Here is a 25,537-nt window from a genome sequence, read left to right on the forward strand (position 1 = left end):
AAAATTCCAATATAAAAATAATAGGAAAATCACATTATTTGTAATTTTCCTATTATAGTATTAAGAATTAATTTGCTAATTGTTGCTCTTTTAAAATCTCCTTGGCTTGAGAAAGCATTAATTTAACTCTATTAACTTGATTTACCTCACTAGCACCTGGGTCATAGTCAATAGGTATAATATTTGCTTGAGGATATAGTTGTCTAATTTTTTTAATAACACCCTTGCCTGTAATATGATTTGGTAAGCAACCAAAAGGTTGAATACATACTATATTATTAGCTCCATCCTCGATTAATTCAATCATCTCAGCAGTTAATAACCAACCTTCTCCGTACTGATTACCAAGAGATACCACTTTTTCAGCATTCTTTTCCAAATCGGTTATAAATAAAGGAGCAGTGTATTTTGACTTTTTAAGTTCCTCTCTTACAAAATTTCTATAATATTCTATAAATTTTACTCCAGCACTTGAAACTATGCTGCCTATTTTCCCTTTGGAAAGTAAGGTATTCTTATGGTGTGCATTTCTTAAACAATACATAAGGAAATCCATAAGATCCGGTAATACTACTTCTGTACCTTCTGACTCCAATATTTTCTGTAGATTGTTATTTGCTTCAGGTAAATATTTAACTAAAATTTCTCCAACAATTCCTACTTTTGGAATAATTTTATCTTCCACTTCAATATTGGAAAAATCTGAAATAATTTGCTTAACATTATTTTTAAATACTGAAATTTTATTTGTTTGTATGTCTTCTCTACATTTTTCAATCCAGTATCTTTTTAAATTATCTGTTTCATTTTTTTTGACTTCATAAGGCCTTGTAGCATTTGACACCCTCATTATTAAATCGCCGTATAAAACAGCTATTATTAATTTATGTCCTAATGTTAAAGTAATATTAAAGCCAGGGTTGGTCTCTATTCCTTGAGCCGATAAAGCTATAACAGGAATATTTGGATGGCCTGCTTCAGCTAATGCTTTTCTAATAAATCCTACATAATTTGAAGCCCTACAAGCTCCACCTGTTTGAGTCATTAAAAGTGAAATGTTATCATTGTCATATCTTCCGGACTCAACTGCTTCCATCATTTGTCCTACTACTGTAATTGACGGATAGCAAGAATCGTTGTTTACATATTTTAAACCCTCGTCTATAACCTTTGAATCTACAGTTTTTAAAAATTCAAACTTATATCCTTCAGCTTCTAAAGCCGCTTGCATTATTTCAAAATGATCCGGCGCCATTTGTGGTGCTAAGATAGTATGTCTCTTCTTCATTTCCTTAGTAAAAGAAACTTTCTTAGGAGCTTCAACATTTATAGGTTTTACAAACTTTCTATCCTTCAATGCTTGGGTTAAGGACCTTAACCTAATTTTAATAGCCCCTAAATTAGATACCTCGTCTATTTTTATTACAGTGTATATTTTTCCATAGGATTTAAGAATTTCATTTACTTGATCTGTTGTTACAGCATCAATTCCACATCCAAAGGAGTTTAACTGTACTAATTCTAAATCTTCTCTCTCTCCAACGACCTTTGCCGCTCTATATAGTCTGGAATGGTATACCCATTGATCTAAAACCCTTAACTCTCCATCAATATCGTCATCATAGGTAAGAACACTATCCTCTGATAAAACTCCCCATCCTAAGGATAATATCAACTCAGGAATTCCATGATTTATACCTGGATCAATATGGTATGGTCTACCGGCAAGAACTATAGCCTTTAAATTATTTTCCTTTAAATACTCCTGAGCTCTTCTACCTTCCTCTTTAACATCCATTCTGAATTTTTCAAGTTCATCCCAGGCTTTATCAACAGCATTAACAATATTTCTAGGCTCTAAATTTTCATCATCTAACTCTTCAACTAGTCTTTTTGCTAATCTTTTTTTATTTTGTAAAGATAAAAATGGATTCTTAAACTTTATATTCTTATCTACTAAATTCTCTAAATTATTCTTTATTACTTCAGGATATCCTGTTACTACGGGACAGTTAATATTATTATCCACATTTTTATACTCCTGTTTTTCATAGAATATAGAAGGATAAAAAATCAAATCTACATCTTTGTCTATTAACTCCTCAATATGGCCATGAACCATTTTAGCCGGGTAACAAGCCGTTTCACTTGTAATAGAATCAATTCCCTTTTCATACATTTCCCTACTAGAAGGTCCCGATAAAACAACTTGGTATCCTAAAGATGTGAAAAAAGTATGCCAGAAAGGATAATTTTCATACATATTTAGTACTCTTGGAATTCCTACCTTGCCTTTTATAGCTTTTTTCTCTGGAAGACTTTCGTAGTAATTAAATAATCTATTATATTTATATTCGTAAAGATTAGGTAGTTTATCATTTTCAGAAATCTTAATACCCGCTCCACGTTCACATCTATTTCCTGTTATATATTTTTTCCCATTTGAAAAAATATTTACACTTAAGGCACATTGGTTACTACAAAGTTTACAATTTGTTTGTGTTTGCCTATAGGAAAAATCATTTATAAATTCTTCATCTGCTAAAGTTGAAACCCCTGTGGATTTTTCCTTGGCTATTAAAGCCATTCCCATGGCTCCCATTAAACCTGCAATATTAGGTCTTGTTGGAACTCTGCCTGTTACCTTTTCAAAAGCCCTTAAAATAGCGTCTCCATAAAATGTTCCGCCTTGAACAACAATACTCTTTCCAAGTTTTTTAGGGTCTCTTACCTTTATAACTTTTTGAATAGCATTTTTAATTACTGAATAACATAATCCTGCTGCTATATCAGCTACAGTAGCCCCTTCTTTTTGGGCCTGCTTTACTTTTGAGTTCATAAAAACAGTACATCTTGAACCAAGATCCACCGGATTTTTTGATTTTAAAGCTTCATTTTGAAACTCTTCAACAGTTAAGCCTAAGGATTTTGCAAATGTTTCAATAAAAGAACCACAGCCTGAAGAACAAGCTTCGTTTAATTGTATTGAGTCTATAACCCCATCAGTAATATGCATTGCTTTCATGTCTTGACCACCAATGTCAAGAATAAAATCAACTTCTTCATCGAAATATTTTGCAGCAGTATAGTGGGCAATAGTCTCAACTTCACCAATATCAACACCTATAGCAGCCTTAATAAAATCTTCTCCATAACCGGTTATACCGGAGGAAACTATTTTTGCTTTACTATTTAATTTGCTATATATATCCTTTAATACTTCTATTACTAATTCTAAAGGCTTACCTAAATTATTAGCATAATGAGTATATAAAATATTATTATCCTCATCTATTAAAACAACTTTAGATGTTGTTGAACCTGCATCTATTCCTAAATAGCAATTGCCTTCATAGCTACTTAGGTCTGCATATTTTTTCCTTTTCATTTTTATGAATTTCCTTAAAGTCCTTTAATTCCTCTTCATTTTCAAATAAAGGCTCAAGAATATTTTCCGTATCCATTTCTAATTCAACTTTTTCGTTTATTTTATTTATAATAGCTTTAAATGGTACAGATTCTAGTTCCTTTGAAGCAATAGCAGCTCCAATGGCTACAAAAACCTGAGAATTTTCCGGAATAATAAATTTATTTCCTTCTTCTCCTAAAGTTTCTTTAAAACGTTCCGCTAATTCGGACAAGAAATGTAAGGGTCCACCTAATAGGGCAATATTTCCTCTAATTGGTCTACCACATGCTAAGTTTGATATTGTTTGATTTACTACTGATTGAAATACAGAAACAGCAATATCCTCTTTAGAGGCTCCTTGGTTTATCAATGCTTGTATGTCGGTTTTTGCAAAAACTCCACATCTAGAAGCTATTGGAAAAACTTTATTATAATTTTTAGCTAGTTCATTTAATCCAGCTGCATCAGTTTCAATTAGAGAAGCCATCTGGTCAATAAAAGCCCCTGTTCCACCAGCACATATTGAATTCATTCTTTGTTCAACACTACCGGTTACGTAGGTGATTTTACTATCCTCTCCTCCTAATTCAATAGCAACATCCGTTTCCGGAATTAAGGTTCTAATAGCTGTAGTACCTGAAACAACTTCTTGAATAAAGTTCATGTTCCAATATTTTTCAACAAACATACCACCAGAACCGGTTACCATAATAGTAACATCTTCATTTTCAAATTGTTTATATGCATCTGTTAATACACCCTTAACAGTTTCTTCAACATTTGATTTATGTCTTTTGTAAACACTATATTTTAGATTATTGTCCTTGTCTATAATAACGAGCTTAACAGTAGTTGAGCCTACGTCTAAACCCATATGCAATTCCATTTAACCCCTCCTGTCAACAATTTAATAATTGTAATTTATTCCTTGTACAATATTATTATCTTTTAACTTTTTTTGTATTAATCCAATTACCGACAATTTATCTGCAGACCATTTGGGCAAATACAATTGTTTCTTATCTGCATCTCCTGTTAAACGATGCACTACATAGTTCTTTGGTATAAGGCTAATTGCCTCACTTACCATGTCTGTATATTCATCTTTACTTATAACTTTAAAATTATTATTTAAATAATATGTGTATAAATCCGAATTTTTTTGAATATATAGACTGTGAAATTTCACTCCCCAAAGATTTAACCTAGAAATAAAATTCACACTATTAATCCAGTCTGTTTTATTTTCATAAGGCAGTCCAAATATTAAGTGGGTTACTACCTTTATTCCTGCACTATTTAACTTTCTTACGGCATTAATAAGAACCTGGTTGCTGTACCCTCTTCTTATTATATTGGCAGTTTCTTCCTTGCTTGTCTGAAATCCAAGCTCTAACCATAATTCATATTTTTCATTAATCTTCTTTAATAAATCAATTACCTCGTCATCTATACAATCCGGACGAGTAGCTATTGCTAATCCTATTATTGTATCACAATTTAATGCTTCATAATATTTATTTTTTAGATTTTCTATTTTATCAAATGTGTTTGTAAAACTTTGAAAATATGCAATATATTTATTTGATTTGTTCTTATGTTTTAGAAAATTCTTTTGCCTACTTATTTGTTCCTTAATACTAAGGTTAGAATCTCCTCCAAACTCACCAGAACCTAAATCACTACAAAATAAACAGCCCTTTAAACCATTAATTCTATTAGGACATGTAAATCCTCCATTTATAGATAATTTCAAGATTTTGCAACCGTATTTTTCCTTAAAATAATCAGATAAGCTATAATATCTTCTCATGTTTTTCTCCAACTAGATAATTTTTGTAGGATATAGCAACAAATAAAATCCATTTTTAATTAGCTTTGTTTCTAATTCGCAATTTTTTGAAAAAATCCTGTATAAGTAACAAGCATTCCTTTTCCATTACTCCACCAAGAATTTCAACCTTATGGTTTAATTCTGTTTTAGTAGGTAAACTTTCAATAGAGCCACAATATCCTCTTTTGTAATCATAAGCACCAAAGACAACCCTATCCATTCTAGAATAGACTAAGGCACCGGAACACATTGCACAAGGTTCTAAAGTAACATATAAAGTACAACCATTAAATCTCCAATTATCAATTTTTTTAGATGCATCTTCAATAGCTATTAACTCTGCATGTCTTAAAGGATTGTTGTTACTTTCCACTAGATTATGTCCTCTACCTATTATTATATTATTCTTAACAACTACACATCCTATAGGGATTTCATCTTTGTCTTTAGCTTTCTTAGCTTCTTTTAACGCTTCTTTCATATAATAAAAGTCATCTATTTTTTCATTCATATAAATATAATAACATAAAATTATTAAACTATTCTTAAGTATACCCAATATATATTTTATTTCATATAGAAAATTTATAAACTACCTGATTTACTAACTCTCTTAATGTGACTTATTCAGTTGTTTATATAATTTTTATATGATATTCTTAATATGAAAATAATATTATGGAGGTAGTTACACGCATGTCTGAGGAAGTTTTTAGCACTAGCCCACTAGGAGAATTGGGATTAATTGTTATGAAAAATATTTGGGATTTTGGAGAAAAAGTAGATGCTGAATTAAAAAGAAGATACAATATTGATGACCCAGATTTCACTTTCAAAGTAGATATTACAGAAACTCGTTTTTCTAACGGTGAAGCTAAAGTTCAAATTAATGAATCTGTAAGAGGTAAAGATGTTTTTATTTTATCCGATATTGGTAATTATGGAATAACTTACAAAATGTTTGGTTTTGAAAATAGAATGGCTCCTGATGAACACTTTGCAGATATTAAAAGAGTAATTTCTGCTATAAACGGTAAGGCAAAAAGAATTAATGTAGTTATGCCTTTAATGTATGGTAGTCGTCAACATAGAAGAAAGGCTAGAGAATCACTAGATTGTGCAATGGCTTTACATGAACTTGAAGATATGGGTGTACACGGAATCTATACATTTGATGTACATGATCCAAATGTACAAAACGCTATTCCATTATTAACATTTGAAAATATCTATCCTACAGCTGAAATAGTAAAAGATTTTTTATGTAGGGAAAATATATCCGATGAAGAATTGGATAATAAAAATATTATTATTATAAGTCCTGACACTGGAGCAATGGACAGAGCTGTTTACTATTCAAATGTATTACAACAAGATATTGGACTCTTTTATAAAAGAAGGGACTATAGTCGAATTGTAAACGGAAAAAACCCTATTGTTGAACATGAATATATAGGTAAAAATGTTGAAGGAAGAGATATATTAATAGTCGATGATATGATTGCTTCTGGAGAATCGGTTTTAGATATTGCAGAACAATTAAAAGCTCAAAAAGCTAGAAGAGTTTACGCAGCAGTAAGTTTTGCACTATTTACTGAAGGTCCTAGTAAATTTGATGAATACTATGAAAAAGGACAGCTTGACGCTGTATATTCTACAAATCTTACCTATGTTCCTGACTCAATTAAATCTAAACCGTGGTATAGGCATGTTGACATGTCAAAACTTTTAGGTAAATTTATTTATAATATAAACTTAGACATATCCCTTAGTTCTTTACTAGATAAGACTAGAGGAATACGAAGAATAGTAAGAAAGAAAAATTAGTAAAAACTGCTTGAAGGCAGTTTTTTTTTGCTTAATTATAAGTATAAAAATTGTTAAATAATGTTCTCATTATTTTCAATGTTCTATGTTAAGAATGATATTTTATTAATAATTATTGCATTTTACTTTATCTAGTTATATAATTGAGTCGTAAATATAAACAACTTTTTATATATTTGGAGGTAAAAAATGAAGGATTATTTTGATTTAACTGGAAGAGTTGCTTTAGTAACTGGAGCTTCTAGCGGATTAGGAGTTCAATTTGCAAATGCATTGGGAAATCAAGGAGCGAAACTTGCTTTAATGGCGAGAAGAGCTGAAAAATTAGAAGAAGTAAAAAAAGATTTAGAAACAAAAGGTTATGAAGTGTTTGTTCAGACTTGTGATGTCACTAAGACAGAAGATGTAAAAAACGCTATAAATAATATAGAAAAGCATTATGGTAAAATAGATATTTTAGTAAATAATGCCGGCTTAGGTTTAGGTGAGCCTGCCGATACTATGAGTGATGAAGTCTGGGAAAAAATGATGAGAACAAATATTGACGGCGTTTATAAAGTAGCTAGAGAAGTCGGTAAAATAATGAAGAAAAACCATTATGGACGTATTATAAATCTAGGTTCTATTCACTCTAGAGTTGCCATGCCTCATTCAAATATGATGACTGCATACGCAACAACAAAAGGAGCTGTCTTTATGATGACAAAAGCCCTTGCTAATGAATGGGCAAAAGAAGGAATTACAGTAAATGCAATTGGACCAGCATATTTTGAATCTGAAATGACTAAGGATGTATTGTCTAACGATGCTTTCGATACAGTTGTTGGAACATATTGCCCTATGGGTAGAACAGGAAATAAAGGAGAACTAGATACAGCTGTAGTATACTTTGCTTCTGAATTTTCATCCTATACCACTGGACAATTATTAAACGTAGACGGTGGTTGGACTGCAATATAATATATAAATACAAAAAAAGTAGACATTTTTTACTATGTCTACTTTTTATTAATTAGTCTTCAAATGCGTCTTCAACTTTCCATTCTTTCCATACATTACCAACTAATCCAGTACCTGGTTTCAAAGTTTTCTTGCCTGGTTTCCAACCTGAAGGAGTAACTTCTCCACCGCCAGTTTTTCTTACTAATTGGTAAGCTTGAATTTGTCTTAAAGCTTCTGAAACATTTCTTCCTACTGGAGGAGTTAAAACTTCAAATGCTTGAATAATTCCATCTGGATCTATAATAAATCTACCTCTAGTGTCTGTTCCACCTTCTTCGTCATAAACACCATACATCTTACCTATAGTTCCACCTTGGTCTGATAACATTGGGAATGGAATATCTTTTCCAACCATTTTTGATAATTCTTGGTCATTCCATACCTTGTGTACAAATGTTGAGTCAACACTCATTGAAAGTACTTGTACATCTAAATCCTTAAATTCATCATTTTTTGCAGCAACTGCTGACACTTCAGTCGCTCAGACAAAAGTAAAGTCTCCTGGATAGAAACATAATAATACCCATTTTCCTCTATAATCTTCTAAATTTACTTCTGTCATTTCTCCATTATAAAATGCTGGTGCTGTAAATAATGGTGCTGGTTTACCAACTTTAATCATCGCTTGTTCCTCCTTAATATTTTCTTCTACAATTAATTCTTTCTTCTCCTCTACCGGAGCATTTTTCAATGTAGGTCTTCCACAACCTGCTTTCATGTTGAAGATACCTCCTTAATCATGACTATTTTATAATGTATGTATTTTTGTAACTATTACAAATCCATACAGATTATATATAACCTATTTAAAGATATTTAAACATATTTATTCAAATTTTTGAATATATTTAAATATTTTCCAATTTATTTAAATATATTATTAATAGTTTTTACTACAGTAACTAAAAAGGGCGAAATGTTTTTTGTTATAAAAACATTTCACCCTTTTTCCACTTGATATAGAATTCATTTATTCATCAATCTTTATTTCTTTTTCAAGTAAAATACCCTTGAAAAACTCATATAATACACCATTAATTTCATCATTTTTATATACTTGCAATATTTTTTCAATATTATTCTCTATTAAACTAACATAATAGTAGTCGACATCATTGTTAAAACTACTTGTAGATAATCTAACTATAGTGCCATTTTTTTCAAAACTTATAGGTTTAACAAATTTTACATCTGTATCTAATTTTTCATAATTATTTAATTTTGTAACAATACCATCAAAGTCTTTTTCTCTTTCTTTTGAGAAATCTTCCAGAACTAACTCTCCATTTTCAAAATCCACCTCATGTAAAGTAACCTTTAACCCATTTTTAATATCTTCTTTAGTATTTTCCATAGATTTATCATAGAATTCCTGTATTCTATTTACTACTTCATTTTCCATATTCAAATAATAATCCTTACTTGTATTATTTTTCTTTTTTTCATTAACTCTTATGTGCATTTTATTATTTGAAATATTATCAAAGGACAATATAATATCTCCACTATCAAAATTATTTTCTCTTATACATTCACATGAGTCTTCTGCCTTTACTTTTTCTAATTCTTTTATTATATTCTTAAAATCCTCTTCTATTCCATCATACTTTACAAGTATAGGTTCGCTATTTTCCTTTGAATTCCAATATTTTATAATTATGTCTTCTTTTCCCTTAACTTCTGTGCCTTCACTAGTATAGTCATTATTTACAACGGGCTTACTATTACATCCATATAAAACTCCAACAAATACCATTATTAAAAAAATACTAATTATCTTTTTCATAAGATTACCTCCTATATAAATAATAACTATTTATTCTGTTTTTCGTGACAAATTGTATTCTATTTTAGATAACAACAATTATTATAATATGCAAATATAATATTATTAGGTGGTCTTCATAGATGTAGATATAATGAAAGATAGAATAATTAAATAAAAAATAAATTCATCTAATTTATAAATTAGATGAATTTATTTTTTTAAAAAGATTTAAAAGACAACATAACATTGTCATTTTTTATCTATAATATTTTCCTAGAGAATCAGCTCCCATAATTGCAGCGTAAACATCTTCCGGTTTTACTTCAAATGGCATATTACCCATTGTGTCCTCTGGTGCACATGCAAGTTTTGCAACTTCCATTATTTTTTCATTATTAACTTCTTTAATATTTAAATCTTCTAGGGTAGTTGGTAAGCCAAGTTCTTGACATAAGAAAATCAACTCCTCTATTTCTTCAATTGGAGCATTTTCTAAAACCAATTGCACTAATGTACCAAATGCAACTTTCTCTCCATGATAAAGATTATGGGCTTCTTCTATAACTGTTAAACCGTTATGAATAGCATGAGCAGCTGCAAGTCCACCAGATTCAAATCCTATTCCACTTAAATAAGTATTAGCTTCTATTATATTTTCAACTGCTTTAGTACATACTTTTTCTTCTACAGATAGATAGGCTTTTACACTATCTTCTATTAATGTATTGTAGCAAAGTTCAGCTAGTGCCATTGCTGTCTTTGTAATATGGCCACCAAACATATTTAAAGCACCTGAGTTCTGACATGCTCTTGCTTCATAATATGTTGCTAATGCATCACCTATTCCAGCTGCTAAGAGTCTTGCTGGTGCATTTGAAACCACATCACTATCTATTAACACTATATTCGGACTTGAAGGTAAAAATAAGTATTCTTCAAAAACCCCATCATCTGTATATATAACAGATAAAGAAGAGCAAGGTGCATCTGTAGAGGCTATTGTAGGAACTATAATAACAGGTTTTTCTGCATAAAAAGCTACGGCTTTTGCAGTATCATGAGTTTTTCCTCCTCCTATTCCTGCAACAATTTCTCCACCTTTTTCTTCCAATATTCCCTTTAATCTATTAATTTCATTCTTGCTACATTCACCATTAAAATCTACTATTTCTAAACTTACTTTTTTTTCTTCTAAGTTTTTTTCAATGAAAGGTAAAACAATATCTTTTATATTTTTATCAATAATAATAAAAATTCTATTTCCTAGTGTAGAAGCATGATCTACAAATCTTTCCAGTTCGCCTTTACCTTGTATATATCTTGTTGGACTACCTATTATCTTTGTCATTTAATTCTCCTTTAGTTAAACATAGTATACATCTTTTAGTCATTTATAAATTAAACGATAATTATTTATCATTCTATAGCATTATTATACAACAAACTTCTACTAGGTTCAATATTTCAAATAATTTGAATAAAATATAATTATTCAATATTTTAGACTAAACCAGCTAAAGATTTTCATTTTATCTAACTCTTTATAAAGTTTTAATAAACTAATAATTATATAAAATTCTTTCTCTAAGGGAACTTAAATTTTATAATTAACCTATTTATTGTCAAAAAAGATTTATATTGTACATTGCTTCTATAAAATTTAAATGCTAAAATTACTGTATAGAAAAACAAATATTTTAATTTATATAAGGTTTTAAATAATTTAAAGTAGTTTAAATAAGTCAAAGAGGTATAACTATGGCACTAACTTCCTATAATTTAAAATTGCTAAAATATTTACAGGAAAACAATTCCGTTCATATAAGCAAAGTTTCTAAACATTTTAGCAAAAATGCTGCAACTATTAGAAAAAATATCTATCATTTGAATAAATATCTTCCTAAAAACAAATATCTAACAATAAAAAACGGTTATATTATACATGATCTTAGTTACAATAATGTCAATGATTTTATTAAAGAATTAAATATGAATAATTATTCTTTAAATAAATATGAGCGTATCTACTATGTAATTACAAAAACATTTTTCTCTGGCAGTATAAATTTAACAAAAGTTTACGATAATTTAGGTCTATCTTTAACAACAAAGAAAAAAGATACAAAATTTTTAAAAGAATATCTGGAAGAAAAGGAGCTTGAAGTCGAAGTTATATATAAGAAAGGTATCACTATTATAGGTAATGAACTTAAATACAGAATACTGGTAATCCAAATTTTAATTCCTTTATTTGAGATTGATGAAGATTATAATATATTACCTAGAAAGGCCAATACCCCTTCAGATAATCTAATAGTTGAATTATTGTTAAACAATTATAAAGATGTAAAAAAATTCAGTCAAATATATTTAACTGAATTTTTAAACAAATATTCTCGTAATTTAACCTATTCTTCTAAAAAGTTCTTATTGATTTATACTGCTGTTGCAATATTGAGAAAAAGATATAATAAGATCAACACCTTATACAATATACAATTAAGTTCCTTAAATCTAAACTATTTTTTAGATAAATATGAAAATGCGGCTTTAAATCAAATTACAACAATGTTGGATTTTTACCCTTCATTAGAATTTCCTATAAATAAATTATTAGAAACTAAAGTAAATAATTTTTTAGAAAATATACAAAATAATATTAATACTACTTTATATACCAATAATGAAATAAAAAAAGAAATATATAATTATTTATATAAGGAAATTGTTTCAAAAACTTATAATTATTCTTTTAAGGATAAATTGGTGAAGGATACTCATTTTAAATTTTTTGTTTTATATAATCTAGTAAAGAAATATTCTTTAGAAATTGAAGAAAGCTTCAATGTAAACTTTGATGATGAACAATATTTAACAATTACCTTAATATTAAAAAAATGGATTAATAAAAATAAAATATTTGGACATAATATAAAAAAAATAATAATAGTTACAAATACTTACTTTGAACGAGTGCAATATTTTATTGAGGCACTTAAAAATAGAGTTGAGGTTGAAATAGTAAAAATTTTTGATATTAATGAAGTAAATTTAATTAAAAATATTGATTTTGATTATATTATAACTTTTTCTGATAGAATACATGATATTGTTTCAAAACTTAATTATAAATCAATAAAAATGGAATATTTCTTCAACGACAATGATATCAATAAATTAATAAGTCTAGGATTTTCTAGAACAAACTTCAAATTTTTAAAATCTGACTTTTCAAAAAAACTAGAAAATAAATCTGCCAATGAAATTGAAAATATATTATCAAACAAATATGATGAATTTTTTATTTAAAATTCTATATATGAATAAAATAAAGATGATACTATCTATATTGTTTTAGATACTTCATCTTTATTTTATTCATATAAGATCTTTTATATGTTATAATTATTAACTTTTAATATTCTATGCCCTTACAATAGCATTTAATTACATTAAAGTTACTATCTAACGCTATAATATCAGCATCTTTTCCTATCTCTATAGATCCTTTTTTATTATCAACACCTATATACTTTGCCGGGTTTAAACTAGTAATTTTACTTAAAGATATTAAATCCATATTAGTATGTTTTAACATATTCTTTACAGAATCTTCATAACTTACTTCTAAATCTTTTACAGAATCATAATCATCTGGATCAATAAATTCTATCTCACCAGAATCTTTTGTAATTTTTAATTTTCCATTATCTGGTTCGAATTTTTCTCCTCTAATATAGTGATAGAAGGGCTTTTGTGTTCTAGCTATTCCTTGACAATCTGTAGTTAAATATACTTTATCATCTGACTTTAATCTGTAAACAAAGTCAAAAGCCTCATGCTTTACAGTCATACCTGTTTGTTTTGCAAACTCACAATATAAATCATCAAAATACAAGGCTGCTCCAACTACACTTAATTCCCTATGATGAAATGCCTTCATACCACTAAACATATGAGTTACTCCACCTAATCCATATTGTTTTAATTCTTTTATACAATCAAAGGATGCTCCACTGTGGCCTATTGAATTTTGTATTTTTCTTTCCTTATTATATTTAATGAGTTCCTTTGCATTATTTAATTCAGGAGCTAGTGTCATAAGTTTTATCATTGATTTATCATCTTGCAGATTATAAAATCTCTCCATTAAATTAATATTTGGTTCGATACAATGTTCTTCCTGTTGCAACCCCTTATATTCTTTTGAAATAAAGGGCCCTTCCATATGGACTCCTAAAAAATCCGCTCCCTTTTTTTGATTAAGATAAACTATATTAGCTGCTTCAATAGATCTACAGGTTTCTTCTATAGAATCAGCCCCTGTTGTTGCTAAAAAAGAAGTAACGCCACACTTAGGTAGATGTTCTTGCATTTTCCAAATAGATTCCGGAGTTTTTTCCATCCAAAATGAACCATTTGCCCAACCATGTATATGAATGTCTATATAACCAGGCATAATTATTAAATTACTATAATCAATAAATTCCGAATCACAAGATTTATCTATACTTATAATTTTTCCATCTTTAATTTTTACGTAAGCTTCTACTATTCCATCTAAAGTACAAACTTGTTTTGAATATATTATCATTAAAATACCTCTCTACATCTTAGATGAATTAACAATAGATAAGTAATCTACTTTATTTTAGATTTTAATTCCAAGGACTTATCTTTTGCTTTTTTTGCCATGTCCTTTGCAATTTTAGGTCCTTCCCCTATATAATTTGCTGGATTTGTTAATTCTTCTATCTCTTCTTCTTTAAACATACTTGATATAATTTTATCCTCTTTCAATACAGTTAGATAATCTTTACCATCTATCTCGGTCTGCATGGCTTTTTTATACATTAACTCATGAGCATTATCCTTACCTATTTTTTTTGCTACTTCCATCATAATATATTCACTATTATCAAGCCCTTTATTTAATTCTGCATTTATTTTCATCTTATCTTTTTTAATATCTATTGTTCGTGTTAGTTCCTCAGCCCTAATTATTATTTCCGCGGCTAATTCAACAGCTTCTTCTAATAAACCATCAAATAGCATATAAGAACTACTATCTCCTTCAAACATTCTAACACTAGAATAGTATCCTAAAGATACTATAGAATAGAGTTTCTGTGAATTAGCAATAATTCCCTTTGATAATTTAGGGTTTATTTTCTGCGGCATTGTTGAGCTTCCAACAGTTCCTGGTGTGAAACTCTCACTTACTTCTCCTATTTCTTCCAGTCCTGTATAATATGTTTCTTCTGCTATTTTGTGAAATGTATTACATAACATAGCTAAGTTATTAATAAATTCTATTTTATGTATACACATATTTCTTGAAGGAACTTCCATAGAATACATATTTAATTCTTTAGCAACTAAATCCTGTACCCTTCTTCCTAATTCTCCTGTAGCATTAAAACTTCCTACAGCTCCTCCCATCATAACCTGAAAAATTCTTTTTTCACTTTCCTTTATTCTATTTAAATTGGCAATTAACTCACTTATCCATACAGATACTTTATAGCCATATGTTATTGGAATTGCATGTTTCCCATGAGTTCTTCCTGGCATAACTGTAAATGCATTATTTTCTGCTAAAACAGATAAATTATCAAGAATATCAGAAATAAACCCCTTTATTATTTCCATAACTTCTTTAAGAATATATAATTGTCCTGTCTGCTGTATATTCTGAGTTGTTACACCATAATGAACATATTTTTCTCCGATATCATTACAAGCTTTAACTAAAACTTTTAAAAATGGTACAAATCCATGCCCTATTTTCTCCTTAATTCTATACATTTCTTCAAAATCTATATTTTCAATTTTACAAGAATCCTGTATGTTATTAGCAGCATCTTTAGGTATAAATCCAACTTCACCTTGGGCTTTTGCTAAAGCAGATTCAATTATTAACCATGACTCTACTTTAGATTCTTCTGTTAATAATTTTTTAATTCCCCTATCATCAAGTTTACTTTTAGAATCATATAACGCTCTCATATATACTCCTTGTAGTCTATATTTTATCTTCCATTGCTAATCTTACAAATTCTACATGTGGTCCAAAAACTACATGAATATGATTTTCTTTAGGGAAGAAAATTCCTGCACAGCCTGAATTTTTTAATTCTTTTTCATCAACTAACTTTGGATTTTTTAAATCAATTCTTAATCTAGAAATACAATTTTCCAAACTTAAAATATTTTCTTTTCCTCCTAAACCTTCTATAGCAATATCCGCAATTTTATCCCAGTTTTTTTCTTTAATTAATACACTACTAGCCTCATTAACTTCAAATGATTCACGGCCTGGAGTTTCTAATTCAAATTTTAAAATGAACCATTTAAATACAAAATAAAAAACTACAAAATTTACTATTCCTAATAAAATTAAATTTATCCAATGAGTATTTTCATATAAAAGTCCAAAAATACCAAAATCAAAAATAGTTCCTCGTATATATCCTATAGATATATTTAAAAGCTGATACGGAATAGTCATTATTCCAGATATAATACAATACACTATAAATAAAGCTGGTGAAATAAATAGAAAAGTAAATTCCAACGGTTCTGTAACATTTCCTAAAAACGCTGTTAAAACACATGTTAAAATAACACCTTTAGCTATTTTCTTATTTTTAGTAAACGCTGTTTTATACATAGCTAATCCTATAGCTGGAACTCTAAATAATGTTGTAAGCATTTGAGCTCCTCCTAAATAACTTGTTAGCTTTGGCATATATTGAGACCAAGAGGGATCTGAAGGACCTAAATTAAATAAAATTTCATTTATAGCTGGCAAGATACCTATATATTCCGCACCATTTATAATATATATTCCTCCTGCTTCAGTAAATCTTACTATAGAAGATAAAACATGATGTAAACCAAAAGGAATTAAAGCCCTATTTAGAGCATAGAAGATACCACTCCCTATATATGGTGTCATAAAAATAAAAGATATACTAATTAAAAATCTAGTTAGTAATTCCCATATTATTGGAACTACAAGACCAATTGGCACCATCGCCGCTATTGTTATAATAGGTATTGATTTTTTACCTCCAAAAAACGCAAACGCCAATGGAAGTTCTAAATTATAAAATCTATTAGCTACTTTTGCTGCTACTAATCCACAAATAATCCCACCCATAGCCTCTATCTTAAGGGTTTGAATACCTAATACCATACCCTGTCCAACTTGTGCCATAGTCTCAGGTTCGGCAAGATTACCTGTTACTGTTAAAAATATATTCATTACTTGGTTTAAGGTTAAATAACCTGCAACTGAAGCAAATACTGCAATACCTTTTTCTTTCTTAGCAACCCCTTGTGCAACTCCCATAGCAAAAAGTAAAGGTATGTTATTAAATACAATACTGGTAATCGATTGCAAACTTTTAATAATCAATTGAAGTGTTTCATTTCCTATTAAAGGAAATTTTTCCAACATATATGGTTGAGAAAGGGCACTACATATTCCCATTATCATTCCAACAGGAGCTAATACTGCAATAGGTAAAAGAAGTGAACGACCAAATACTTGTATACCATCTTTCCAGCTCGACTTATTTTTATTTTTCATGTCTCTATCCTTTCATTTTTATAAAAAATTTCCTTCATGAAGTACTTTAATTATCATATTTATTATAAAGTTCTTCAAGGGACTAATTATATAAAATTAATTCGCATTTAGTTGCCCCTAAACCAAATCTAAATATACAATTTCTTATATACATGATAGTATTAATAATTGAAAGGTTTTTTAATATATTATAAAAGAAGGTGATAAAATGAAACTATTTGCATTTGATTTAGACGGAACCCTACTATCTGACTCAAAGGAAATTACAGAAAATTCTTTAAAAGCTATAAAAAGAATAAATCAATTAGGATATAAGTGGGTAATTGTAACAGGTAGAAACTATGATTTGGTAAAACCGATTTTAGAACAATACGATTTAAGTTGTGATTTAATTTTAAATAATGGCCATCAATATATAGATTCAAATCATAAGGAAATTAAACGTATACCTATTGAAAATGAAACACTAAAGGAAGCTTTACCGATTCTATTAAAGGATACAAATCATACAACTATATTTACTAACAAAGAAAAATATATTTTTACTGATAAAGAATCATATTTTTATGAACATATTAAAATTTTAGGTACTGTTAATAATAACCATTATTTAAATTCAACAGAATCTATTGATTACTATAAAAAGATGTTACTTTATAATACAAAAACTCTTAACTTGTCCGATTCTTTAATAACAAAAAATATCGACGTCTTAAAAATAGACCTTGCAAATTTTGATGAAAATAAAATACAGGACAGTTACCTATTGTTACAGGACATAAATAATTTAGGTGTACACAAAACATCAGATTATTCTCTAGAGATAACAGAAATTTCTTCTAATAAGGCTGTTATGTTAATGGATTTAGTAAAAGAAAAAGATTTTTCTTTAGAAAATGTATATATTTTTGGTGATAGTATGAACGATATTGAGCTATTTGAAACTTTTCCAAATTCAATTGCTATGGGAAATGCTAACAGAAAAATCAAAGAAAAGGCGAAATGGATTACAGACACTAACAATAATGATGGCATATATAAAGCTATTAAAAATATTATTTAGCTTTATATATGCCCTTATGGTATTTTAATTTTGTTAGAAAAATAAAAACAACTACCAATTACTATATATTAAATTATCTTTATTTCTGTTTCAAACTCAGGACTGTCTGTAATTGTTAGTTTTACAGGACAATATTTTTCTATTAGGTTAATAAATTTGTTAATTTGTTTTTCTGAATCATCAGTATCTATATAATAAGTCGTTTTTATTAGTGAAAACCCTTTACTTTTATTTTTATCCATTTCACCACTAACATCAATTTTTATAGATTTAATATTTAATTTCAATTTTTTGCTAAACCCTTTAGCCACCATCATCTTTCAAGCACCTAAGGATGATAACAAGGCTTCTACTGGTGTCATACCTTCATCAAAGCCACCTTCTTCTATTGGCTCATCTAATATTAATTCAAAATTTCTTACCCTTGCTATAGTTTTCATTCCTTCTATAGACTCTATACTTGCCTTATATAAACTTTTCTCCATAGTCTCCTCCTACAATCAATAATATATTTATACCCCTACAGTTTTTCTATAATTATAGGTAAAACCATTCAATTATTATATTTGCTAATAATTGAGCATATAAAAACCACTATAATTAAAAAATTATAGTGGTTTTTTAACGACTTACTTATGTAAAATAAGACATATTAATTTAACGATAATAAGTAAACCGGCCCATTATTTATTTAACAGTATAATCTAAAAGTATATACCTATCTTCTAATATACTTACTCTTACCTAGTTTTTATTTCTTTGGTAAATGTCCATTTTGTACTAATGAACATAAGGTATCACAAATAATTCTAACACCCATTAAGGCTGTTTGCTGATTATTGTCATCATAAGGAGGACTCACTTCTACAACCTCCATACCAATAAGACCTGGTTCCGCTAATTTTCTTACTAATCTAAGAACTTCTCTTGGAAGTAATCCACCTGGTTCTGGCCATCCAGTACCATTTGAAATTCCACTGTCAATAACATCTACGTCTACTGTTAGATAAACGGCTTCTACACCATTTGCCCAAGCTTTTTCCAAAGCTATTTCAGCTACTTTATCTACTCCAAGTTCATCTACATCATCAACTGTTAAAACTGTTTGTCCACGTTCTTTTGTACCAGCTGCTGCTCTTGCATCGTTTTGCCAGCCACCAATACCTATGTGAACAATATTTTTAGGATCTACATTTGGTAATGAACCTGCATGATACAATGGTGTGTCATGCATTTTTTCTCCCATCATAAGTGGAGTCATGTCTAAATGACGATCAAGTTGTATTACTCCAACTTTTCCTTCTATTGATTTTGCAACTCCTTTTATTGTTCCATAAGCAATAGAATGGTCTCCTCCAAGTACAACAGGAAATACATTTTGTTTTAAAATAGTTGATACTGCTTCACTTAATTGTTCAATTTCTCTGTCTATTGCATGAATAGAGAAAATATCACCAATATCTCCCATTTTCATTTCCAATGCTAAATCGATTCCCGCTTCAAAATTATATGTTTTAAATAATTTTGAAATAGATCTCATAGACTCTGGACCAAAACGTGTTCCCGGTCTAAATGTTGTTCCTACGTCAAAAGGTGCTCCTACAAATGCAACATCTAAATCCTTAATATTATTAAAATCTTCATAATATGGAGTTTTTAAAAATGTTGCTATTCCTGCATACGAAGGTATGTCATCTCGAACAAATAGTGGTAATTTTTCATTTACCTTGCTTTTGTCCATTCCACCCATCTTTTCTACAAGTTTTTCTGCTGCTAAAAGTGCTTTTTCGCCATGAGTATTTTTTTTCATATATAACACGCTCCTAGTTATTAAACATACTCACTTTAAAGATTACACTGCACATTTACACCTTACGGCTAAGGTTTCATCTTAATCCTACTATAAAATGTGATTAAAATCAAATTACCGCGGTAATTATATATAGTTTTTAACTTTCCAATCCCCTTATTAAATTAACCATTTCAATTGCACCTTCAGCACATTCAAATCCTTTGTTACCTGCTTTTGTTCCCGCTCTTTCAATGGCTTGTTCTATGTTTTCTGTTGTTAATACTCCAAATAAAACAGGTTTTTCACTATTTAAAGAAATATGTGCTATGCCCTTTGAAACTTCACTACAAACATAGTCATAGTGGGTAGTTGAACCTCTAATTATAGCTCCTAAACATATTATTGCATCATATTTGTTATTTTCAGCCATTTTAGCAGCTATTAAAGGAATTTCAAAAGCACCAGGTACCCAAGCCACTTCTATATCCTCTTCTTTTACATTGTGTCTTTTAAGTCCATCAATTGCTCCCGATAATAACTTTGATGTAATAAACTCGTTAAATCTTCCTGCTACTATTCCAACTTTTATATTGTCCGCTATTAAATTTCCTTCGTATACTTTCATTTTTTCCTCCTATATATTTAGAATATGTCCCATTCTATTTTTCTTTGTATTTAAGTAAAATAAATCATGTTTATTAGCTTCTATTTCAATTGGTAAACGCTCTGTAATCTTAATACCAAATTCAGAAAGCTGATTTACCTTATCCGGATTATTAGTTAAAAGTTTTATGGAACTAACTCCTAGGTCCTTTAGCATTTGTGCTCCTATATAATATTCTCTTAAATCCCCCTTAAATCCTAAGGCAAGATTTGCATCTAGAGTATCCATTCCCTTATCCTGTAAGTTATAAGCCTTTATTTTATTTACAAGTCCTATTCCCCTACCTTCTTGACGCATATATAAAATTATTCCCTGCCCTTTTTCTGAAATTTTTTTCATAGCATTTTCCAGTTGTTTTCCACAATCGCATTTTAAAGAGCCAAAGGTATCTCCTGTTAAACACTCAGAATGTAATCTACAAAGTACATTACCTTCATTATTTACATCTCCTTTTACCAATGCTAAATGATGTTCTTGGTTTAATATATTTATATAGCAATAGAGTGTAAAGTCTCCATATTTAGTTGGTAAATTAGTCTTTGAAACCATTTTTACTAATTTGTCCTTATTTTTTCTATAATCTTGTAAATCTTTTATGGAAATATATGTAATGTTCCATTTTTTTGCAAACTCTTTTAATTCTTCCCTTCTCATCATCTGCCCGTTATCTGCCATAATTTCACAACAAATTCCACATTCCTTTAAATTTGCTAATTTCATTAAGTCTACTGTGGCCTCTGTATGACCATTTCTTTCTAAAACTCCATTATCTTTTGCAACAAGGGGAAACATATGGCCAGGTCTTCTAAAATCTTCCGGCTTACTATTTTCATCTACAGATAAACGAGCTGTAAGGCCTCTTTCTTCAGCTGATATACCTGTTGATGTTTCTTTATGGTCAATAGAAACGGTAAAGGCTGTTTCATGATTATCGGTATTTACGGTTACCATTGGAGTCAACTGTAGGTTTTCAGCAATTTTTCTACTCATAGGCATACATATTAATCCTTTAGCATACTTTGCCATAAAATTAATGTTTTCCCTTGTAGCAAATTCTGCTGCACAAATTAAATCTCCTTCATTTTCCCTGTCCTCATCATCAACTACCATTACTATTTTTCCTTCTCTAATATCGGAAATAGCTTCTTCAACTAATTTAAATTTCATTATTTCCTCCTAAAATCCATATTTTAATAAAAATTCCCTGGAAATATTGCTTTCCTTCTCTTTGTTTATATTTAAAATTCTTTCAATATATTTACCAACACAATCATTTTCCAAATTTACCATACTTCCAATTTTTTTATAGGATAGTATTGTTTCATTAAAGGTATGTGGAATAACCGATACTCTAAAACTATCTTCTGTAAAATCAACAATAGTAAGACTAATTCCATCAATAGCTATTGAGCCTTTTTCAATAATATATTGCATAATTTTTTCATTGGTTTGTATTCTGTACCAAGTTGCAATTTCATCTTTTTTTACTTCTACAATCTTTCCAACTCCGTCAATGTGTCCTGTTACTATATGGCCTCCAAAACGGCCGTTAGCTGTCATTGCCCTTTCTAAATTTACTAAATCTCCTACTTTGGAATTTTTTAAGGAAGTTTTTTCTAGAGTTTCTCTCATAGAATCAACTAAAAATCCATCTTGAGTAAATTCTGTAACAGTTAAGCAAATTCCATTAACAGCAATACTGTCTCCTATTGAAATATTGGACATAATTTTATCTGCTTTTATTCTTAAACTTAAAGAATTTCCCTTACGGCTAATACTGTCAATTTCTCCTACTTCTTCAATAATTCCTGTAAACATTAAAATAAAACCTCACTTTCTAATAGAATATCCGAGCCAAAATATTTAACTGTTGGTGGAGACAACTTTATTGAATTAATTGGATCACTGACGCCGTCTCCTCTAATTGGTGAAATACCATGTAAGCCACCAAATAATTTGGGAGCAATATAAACCTGAAGGGATTTCACAATTCCCCCTTCTAAAGCCGACCAATTTAAAGTTCCTCCTCCTTCAAGTAAAATACTATCTATTTTCATTTCTCCCAGTTTTTTCATTAGTTGAGAAAGATTAATATGACCATCTTTCATATCTGTTACAAGAATTTCACAACCAAGGTTAATATATTCCCTTTGTTTCTTAAGGTCTCTATTACAGGTGGCAATAATTGTTCTTACCTTCCTTGCTGTCCTTACTATTTTTGAATCTAGTGAAAGAATTAAATTAGTATCACATATAATTCTTATTGGATTATAGAAACCCTCAAGTCTACAAGTCAGCATTGGATCGTCATTAACAACTGTATTAATACCAACCATAATGCCGGCATATTCCCCTCTGGTTTTGTGGACGTTTTCCCTTGCCTCATCGCCTGTAATCCACTTTGATTTATTGGTTTTTGTTGCAATTTTTCCATCCATAGTCATTGCATATTTCATAGTTACATAGGGAGTTTTAGTTTTAATATAATGAGAAAATATTTTTATTAATTCCTTGCACTCCTCTTCTAAAAATCCTACTTTTACATTTATTCCTTTAGCTTTAAGAATTCCAACTCCCTTTCCGGCAACAATTGGGTTTGGATCCAATGTTCCAACTACAACTTCTGAAATTCCACTTTTTATTATTGCTTCTGTACAAGGTGAATTTGTTCCTTGATGACAACAAGGCTCTAAGGTTACATACATTGTTGAACCACATAAGGATTTTTTAGAGGAATTTATTGCATTAACCTCTGCATGAGCCCTACCATACTCTTCATGGTATCCCCTTCCAATAACCTCCCCATCTTTTACAATTACTGCTCCTACTAATGGATTTGGATTTACTTTACCCCTACCTTTTTCTGCTAGTTCAATTGCCAAAGCCATAAACTTTTTTTCGTCCATTTCTCCTCCAATAATGTTTAAAATAAATTTATTACAACAAAAAACCCTGAACAAAATTGTTCAGGGCAAAATTTTAAAATAATTATTCTTGTTTTATTTTAGATTTATGTTTATATAATTATAAATCTATTTATTTTTATACCTAGAAAAAAATAAAGCTCTGAAATGAAACCATTTCAGAGCAAATCAACAATATATTACTATTATCTTCTCTCATCCAGACTTTACTGTCGGCTTTGGAATTTCACCAAATCATACCTTTCGGTGCGTGGGCTTTACCACCGGTAGGGATTTTCACCCTGCCCTGAAGATATATTCAATTAAATACATTGTAATTGTATATTCTTTATTTGTCAAATAATTAAAATCAACTTAAAATCTAACTTAGATTATAAAACCTTAGTAGCGCCATCTTCTCTGATTTTTAAAACATAGCAAGAACCTTTGCCAAAAACTTTCTCAATACTTTCTTTATATTCATTCACAAATTCATTATTGACAAAAATTTGTATTGTTCCTGCAAATCCACCACCATGAACTCTACAAACACCGTTAGTTCCTAATATTTTTTCAGATAATGCCAGTCCAACCGCAACTTCTTGTGATTTTATACTTCCACCTTTATATATATTTTGAAGATATTTAAAAGAGCTATCACCTGAATTTGATACAAGTTTTTCAATTTCTTCAAGATTATAATTTTCCAATGCAGCTACCATTTCTCCTACTCGTCTGTTTTCATTGAAGAAATGAATTGCTCTTAAAGTTGCCCTATCTCCACATTTTTCTAAAACAGTAGTAATATTTTTGAAAAACTCCTCTTCATTAACCATTCGTAAATAATCTTGATTAAATACATTTGCAACCTTTTTCATTTCACCGGAAATCATAGTGTATTCATTTGAAAGATCAGCATGGGAACCCTTAGTGTCAACAATACAAATACTTAAATTCAATTTTGAAAAATCTACATCTAGGTGTTCAACTAATGGATTATTAATATCCTTAAAATCTATAGTAATTAAATTTCCTATAGAACAAGCGCACTGATCCATTAACCCACTTGCCTTTCCAAAATATACAGTTTCAGCATACTGACCTACTTTTGCAATTTCAACAGGTGGAATAGTCATATTATTATACAAGCCTGACAGTATTGCTCCTATCATTACTTCAAAAGCTGCTGAAGATGACAAACCGGAACCTATTAATACATCACTGGTAAAATAGCCTTTAAATCCTCCGATTTTATATCCTAGGTCCTTTAATCTACTAGTAACCCCTCTGATTAAAGATTCTGAGGTCTCCTCTTCATTCTCCTTTTTATCTAAATCATCAATTCTTATTTCCTCAATAACTTGTTCATCACTTACAATATTAATATTTTCACTTTTACTAACTACTGCAATCATATCTAAATTTATTGCTGCTGCAACAACACGACCTAATTGATGATCTGTATGATTTCCCAGTACTTCTGTCCTTCCTGGAACACTGTATATTTCAACTTCTTCATTTCCATATAAGGACTCAAATTTTTCTAAAGCACCAATATATCTTTCCTTTTGCTCTTTGATTTTTTCTTCATCCTTATATAGTTTTAAAAAATCATTATTTAGTTTGTCATTTCTTATTAAATTTATAACTTCTTTTACTTTAAGCATATATTTCCTCT

Annotated in this window: 20 protein-coding genes, 1 pseudogene and 1 riboswitch; of the genes and pseudogenes, 4 read left to right on the plus strand and 17 right to left on the minus strand. The window is 29.3% G+C overall.

All coding sequences use genetic code 11. From position 1 onward, the window contains the following. Window positions 1–67: 67 nt before the first annotated feature. From JFY71_RS00320 to tadA, 3 genes and pseudogenes are all read right to left on the minus strand, one after another. Window positions 68–4,295, minus strand: a pseudogene (locus JFY71_RS00320) (acyl-CoA dehydratase activase-related protein). A 21-nt stretch (window positions 4,296–4,316) separates the two neighbouring features. Beyond that, entirely contained in the window at window positions 4,317–5,222 is a 906-nt protein-coding gene (gene mnmL / locus JFY71_RS00325) for a tRNA modification radical SAM protein MnmL/YtqA (protein ID WP_243661059.1), read from the minus strand. 55 nt (window positions 5,223–5,277) lie between these two features. Further along, entirely contained in the window at window positions 5,278–5,754 is a 477-nt protein-coding gene (gene tadA, locus JFY71_RS00330) for a tRNA adenosine(34) deaminase TadA (protein ID WP_243661060.1), read from the minus strand. Between the two features lie 185 nt (window positions 5,755–5,939). Here tadA and JFY71_RS00335 point away from each other — a divergent pair, with 185 nt between their 5' ends. Beyond that, window positions 5,940–7,070, plus strand: coding sequence for a ribose-phosphate pyrophosphokinase (locus JFY71_RS00335; RefSeq protein ID WP_243661061.1), 1,131 nt, complete (start codon window positions 5,940–5,942; stop codon window positions 7,068–7,070). A gap of 189 nt (window positions 7,071–7,259) precedes the next feature. Beyond that, window positions 7,260–8,030, plus strand: a complete 771-nt coding sequence (locus tag JFY71_RS00340; protein WP_243661062.1) for an SDR family oxidoreductase — start codon at window positions 7,260–7,262, stop codon at window positions 8,028–8,030. Between the two features lie 52 nt (window positions 8,031–8,082). Here the strand turns inward: JFY71_RS00340 and prxU are convergent, their stop codons facing one another. From prxU to JFY71_RS00360, 3 genes are all read right to left on the minus strand, one after another. Next, window positions 8,083–8,790, minus strand: coding sequence for a thioredoxin-dependent peroxiredoxin (prxU, locus tag JFY71_RS00345; RefSeq protein ID WP_263457738.1), 708 nt, complete (start codon window positions 8,788–8,790; stop codon window positions 8,083–8,085). 252 nt (window positions 8,791–9,042) lie between these two features. Further along, window positions 9,043–9,858 carry a hypothetical protein gene (locus JFY71_RS00355; protein ID WP_243661063.1) on the minus strand — a complete coding sequence of 272 codons (816 nt, stop codon included), beginning with the start codon at window positions 9,856–9,858 and terminating at the stop codon, window positions 9,043–9,045. 238 nt (window positions 9,859–10,096) lie between these two features. Continuing rightward, window positions 10,097–11,188: a glycerol dehydrogenase gene (locus JFY71_RS00360; protein ID WP_243661064.1), complete on the minus strand. Its 1,092-nt coding sequence runs from the start codon at window positions 11,186–11,188 to the stop codon at window positions 10,097–10,099. Between the two features lie 410 nt (window positions 11,189–11,598). Here JFY71_RS00360 and JFY71_RS00365 point away from each other — a divergent pair, with 410 nt between their 5' ends. Beyond that, on the plus strand, window positions 11,599–13,149 hold the full coding sequence (locus JFY71_RS00365; RefSeq protein ID WP_243661065.1) for a helix-turn-helix domain-containing protein: 1,551 nt from the start codon (window positions 11,599–11,601) through the stop codon (window positions 13,147–13,149). A 106-nt stretch (window positions 13,150–13,255) separates the two neighbouring features. On the opposite strand, the gene nagA is transcribed toward JFY71_RS00365, so the two are convergent. From nagA to JFY71_RS00380, 3 genes are read right to left on the minus strand one after another with little or no spacing between them, the layout of a single operon-like run. Continuing rightward, a complete protein-coding gene (gene nagA / locus JFY71_RS00370) occupies window positions 13,256–14,434 on the minus strand; it encodes an N-acetylglucosamine-6-phosphate deacetylase (protein WP_243661066.1) in 1,179 nt (392 codons plus the stop codon). Window positions 14,435–14,481: 47 nt separating this feature from the next. After that, window positions 14,482–15,849, minus strand: a complete 1,368-nt coding sequence (locus JFY71_RS00375) for a class-II fumarase/aspartase family protein (RefSeq protein ID WP_243661067.1) — start codon at window positions 15,847–15,849, stop codon at window positions 14,482–14,484. A gap of 16 nt (window positions 15,850–15,865) precedes the next feature. After that, entirely contained in the window at window positions 15,866–17,437 is a 1,572-nt protein-coding gene (locus JFY71_RS00380; RefSeq protein ID WP_243661068.1) for a PTS transporter subunit EIIC, read from the minus strand. A gap of 208 nt (window positions 17,438–17,645) precedes the next feature. On the opposite strand from JFY71_RS00380, the gene JFY71_RS00385 reads away from it, so the two are divergent. Further along, window positions 17,646–18,500 (plus strand): Cof-type HAD-IIB family hydrolase, encoded by an 855-nt coding sequence (locus JFY71_RS00385; protein WP_243661069.1) that lies wholly within the window; start codon window positions 17,646–17,648, stop codon window positions 18,498–18,500. Between the two features lie 68 nt (window positions 18,501–18,568). On the opposite strand, the gene JFY71_RS00390 is transcribed toward JFY71_RS00385, so the two are convergent. From JFY71_RS00390 to JFY71_RS00425, 8 genes are all read right to left on the minus strand, one after another. Beyond that, on the minus strand, window positions 18,569–18,817 hold the full coding sequence (locus tag JFY71_RS00390; protein WP_243661070.1) for an OsmC family protein: 249 nt from the start codon (window positions 18,815–18,817) through the stop codon (window positions 18,569–18,571). 3 nt (window positions 18,818–18,820) lie between these two features. Further along, window positions 18,821–18,985 (minus strand): OsmC family protein, encoded by a 165-nt coding sequence (locus JFY71_RS00395; protein ID WP_243661071.1) that lies wholly within the window; start codon window positions 18,983–18,985, stop codon window positions 18,821–18,823. A 266-nt stretch (window positions 18,986–19,251) separates the two neighbouring features. Next, entirely contained in the window at window positions 19,252–20,310 is a 1,059-nt protein-coding gene (locus JFY71_RS00400; RefSeq protein WP_243661072.1) for an agmatinase family protein, read from the minus strand. A 139-nt stretch (window positions 20,311–20,449) separates the two neighbouring features. Continuing rightward, window positions 20,450–20,917 (minus strand): 6,7-dimethyl-8-ribityllumazine synthase, encoded by a 468-nt coding sequence (gene ribH, locus JFY71_RS00405; RefSeq protein WP_243661073.1) that lies wholly within the window; start codon window positions 20,915–20,917, stop codon window positions 20,450–20,452. A gap of 9 nt (window positions 20,918–20,926) precedes the next feature. Then, window positions 20,927–22,123: a bifunctional 3,4-dihydroxy-2-butanone-4-phosphate synthase/GTP cyclohydrolase II gene (locus JFY71_RS00410; RefSeq protein ID WP_243661074.1), complete on the minus strand. Its 1,197-nt coding sequence runs from the start codon at window positions 22,121–22,123 to the stop codon at window positions 20,927–20,929. A 9-nt stretch (window positions 22,124–22,132) separates the two neighbouring features. After that, window positions 22,133–22,774: a riboflavin synthase gene (locus JFY71_RS00415; protein WP_243661075.1), complete on the minus strand. Its 642-nt coding sequence runs from the start codon at window positions 22,772–22,774 to the stop codon at window positions 22,133–22,135. After that, window positions 22,774–23,862 carry a bifunctional diaminohydroxyphosphoribosylaminopyrimidine deaminase/5-amino-6-(5-phosphoribosylamino)uracil reductase RibD gene (gene ribD / locus JFY71_RS00420; protein WP_243661076.1) on the minus strand — a complete coding sequence of 363 codons (1,089 nt, stop codon included), beginning with the start codon at window positions 23,860–23,862 and terminating at the stop codon, window positions 22,774–22,776. Before ribD ends, JFY71_RS00415 begins: the two co-directional genes overlap by 1 nt. Before the next feature lie 201 nt (window positions 23,863–24,063). Then, window positions 24,064–24,178, minus strand: a riboswitch (FMN riboswitch). Between the two features lie 73 nt (window positions 24,179–24,251). Next, entirely contained in the window at window positions 24,252–25,526 is a 1,275-nt protein-coding gene (locus tag JFY71_RS00425) for a galactokinase (RefSeq protein WP_243661077.1), read from the minus strand. Between the last annotated feature and the right edge of the window lie 11 nt (window positions 25,527–25,537).

It is taken from the genome of Miniphocaeibacter halophilus (assembly GCF_016458825.1).
GTDB lineage: Bacteria > Bacillota > Clostridia > Tissierellales > Peptoniphilaceae > Miniphocaeibacter > Miniphocaeibacter halophilus.

What these genes read in the sequence shown, in the direction of transcription:
- mnmL (WP_243661059.1), bottom strand. Translation starts at nt 5,222, where the DNA reads ATGAGAAGATATTATAGCTTATCTGATTATTTTAAGGAAAAATACGGT.
- tadA (WP_243661060.1), bottom strand. Translation starts at nt 5,754, where the DNA reads ATGAATGAAAAAATAGATGACTTTTATTATATGAAAGAAGCGTTAAAA.
- JFY71_RS00335 (WP_243661061.1), top strand. Translation starts at nt 5,940, where the DNA reads ATGTCTGAGGAAGTTTTTAGCACTAGCCCACTAGGAGAATTGGGATTA.
- JFY71_RS00340 (WP_243661062.1), top strand. Translation starts at nt 7,260, where the DNA reads ATGAAGGATTATTTTGATTTAACTGGAAGAGTTGCTTTAGTAACTGGA.
- JFY71_RS00355 (WP_243661063.1), bottom strand. Translation starts at nt 9,858, where the DNA reads ATGAAAAAGATAATTAGTATTTTTTTAATAATGGTATTTGTTGGAGTT.
- JFY71_RS00360 (WP_243661064.1), bottom strand. Translation starts at nt 11,188, where the DNA reads ATGACAAAGATAATAGGTAGTCCAACAAGATATATACAAGGTAAAGGC.
- JFY71_RS00365 (WP_243661065.1), top strand. Translation starts at nt 11,599, where the DNA reads ATGGCACTAACTTCCTATAATTTAAAATTGCTAAAATATTTACAGGAA.
- nagA (WP_243661066.1), bottom strand. Translation starts at nt 14,434, where the DNA reads ATGATAATATATTCAAAACAAGTTTGTACTTTAGATGGAATAGTAGAA.
- JFY71_RS00375 (WP_243661067.1), bottom strand. Translation starts at nt 15,849, where the DNA reads ATGAGAGCGTTATATGATTCTAAAAGTAAACTTGATGATAGGGGAATT.
- JFY71_RS00380 (WP_243661068.1), bottom strand. Translation starts at nt 17,437, where the DNA reads ATGAAAAATAAAAATAAGTCGAGCTGGAAAGATGGTATACAAGTATTT.
- JFY71_RS00385 (WP_243661069.1), top strand. Translation starts at nt 17,646, where the DNA reads ATGAAACTATTTGCATTTGATTTAGACGGAACCCTACTATCTGACTCA.
- JFY71_RS00390 (WP_243661070.1), bottom strand. Translation starts at nt 18,817, where the DNA reads ATGATGGTGGCTAAAGGGTTTAGCAAAAAATTGAAATTAAATATTAAA.
- JFY71_RS00395 (WP_243661071.1), bottom strand. Translation starts at nt 18,985, where the DNA reads ATGGAGAAAAGTTTATATAAGGCAAGTATAGAGTCTATAGAAGGAATG.
- JFY71_RS00400 (WP_243661072.1), bottom strand. Translation starts at nt 20,310, where the DNA reads ATGAAAAAAAATACTCATGGCGAAAAAGCACTTTTAGCAGCAGAAAAA.
- ribH (WP_243661073.1), bottom strand. Translation starts at nt 20,917, where the DNA reads ATGAAAGTATACGAAGGAAATTTAATAGCGGACAATATAAAAGTTGGA.
- JFY71_RS00410 (WP_243661074.1), bottom strand. Translation starts at nt 22,123, where the DNA reads ATGAAATTTAAATTAGTTGAAGAAGCTATTTCCGATATTAGAGAAGGA.
- JFY71_RS00415 (WP_243661075.1), bottom strand. Translation starts at nt 22,774, where the DNA reads ATGTTTACAGGAATTATTGAAGAAGTAGGAGAAATTGACAGTATTAGC.
- ribD (WP_243661076.1), bottom strand. Translation starts at nt 23,862, where the DNA reads ATGGACGAAAAAAAGTTTATGGCTTTGGCAATTGAACTAGCAGAAAAA.
- JFY71_RS00425 (WP_243661077.1), bottom strand. Translation starts at nt 25,526, where the DNA reads ATGCTTAAAGTAAAAGAAGTTATAAATTTAATAAGAAATGACAAACTA.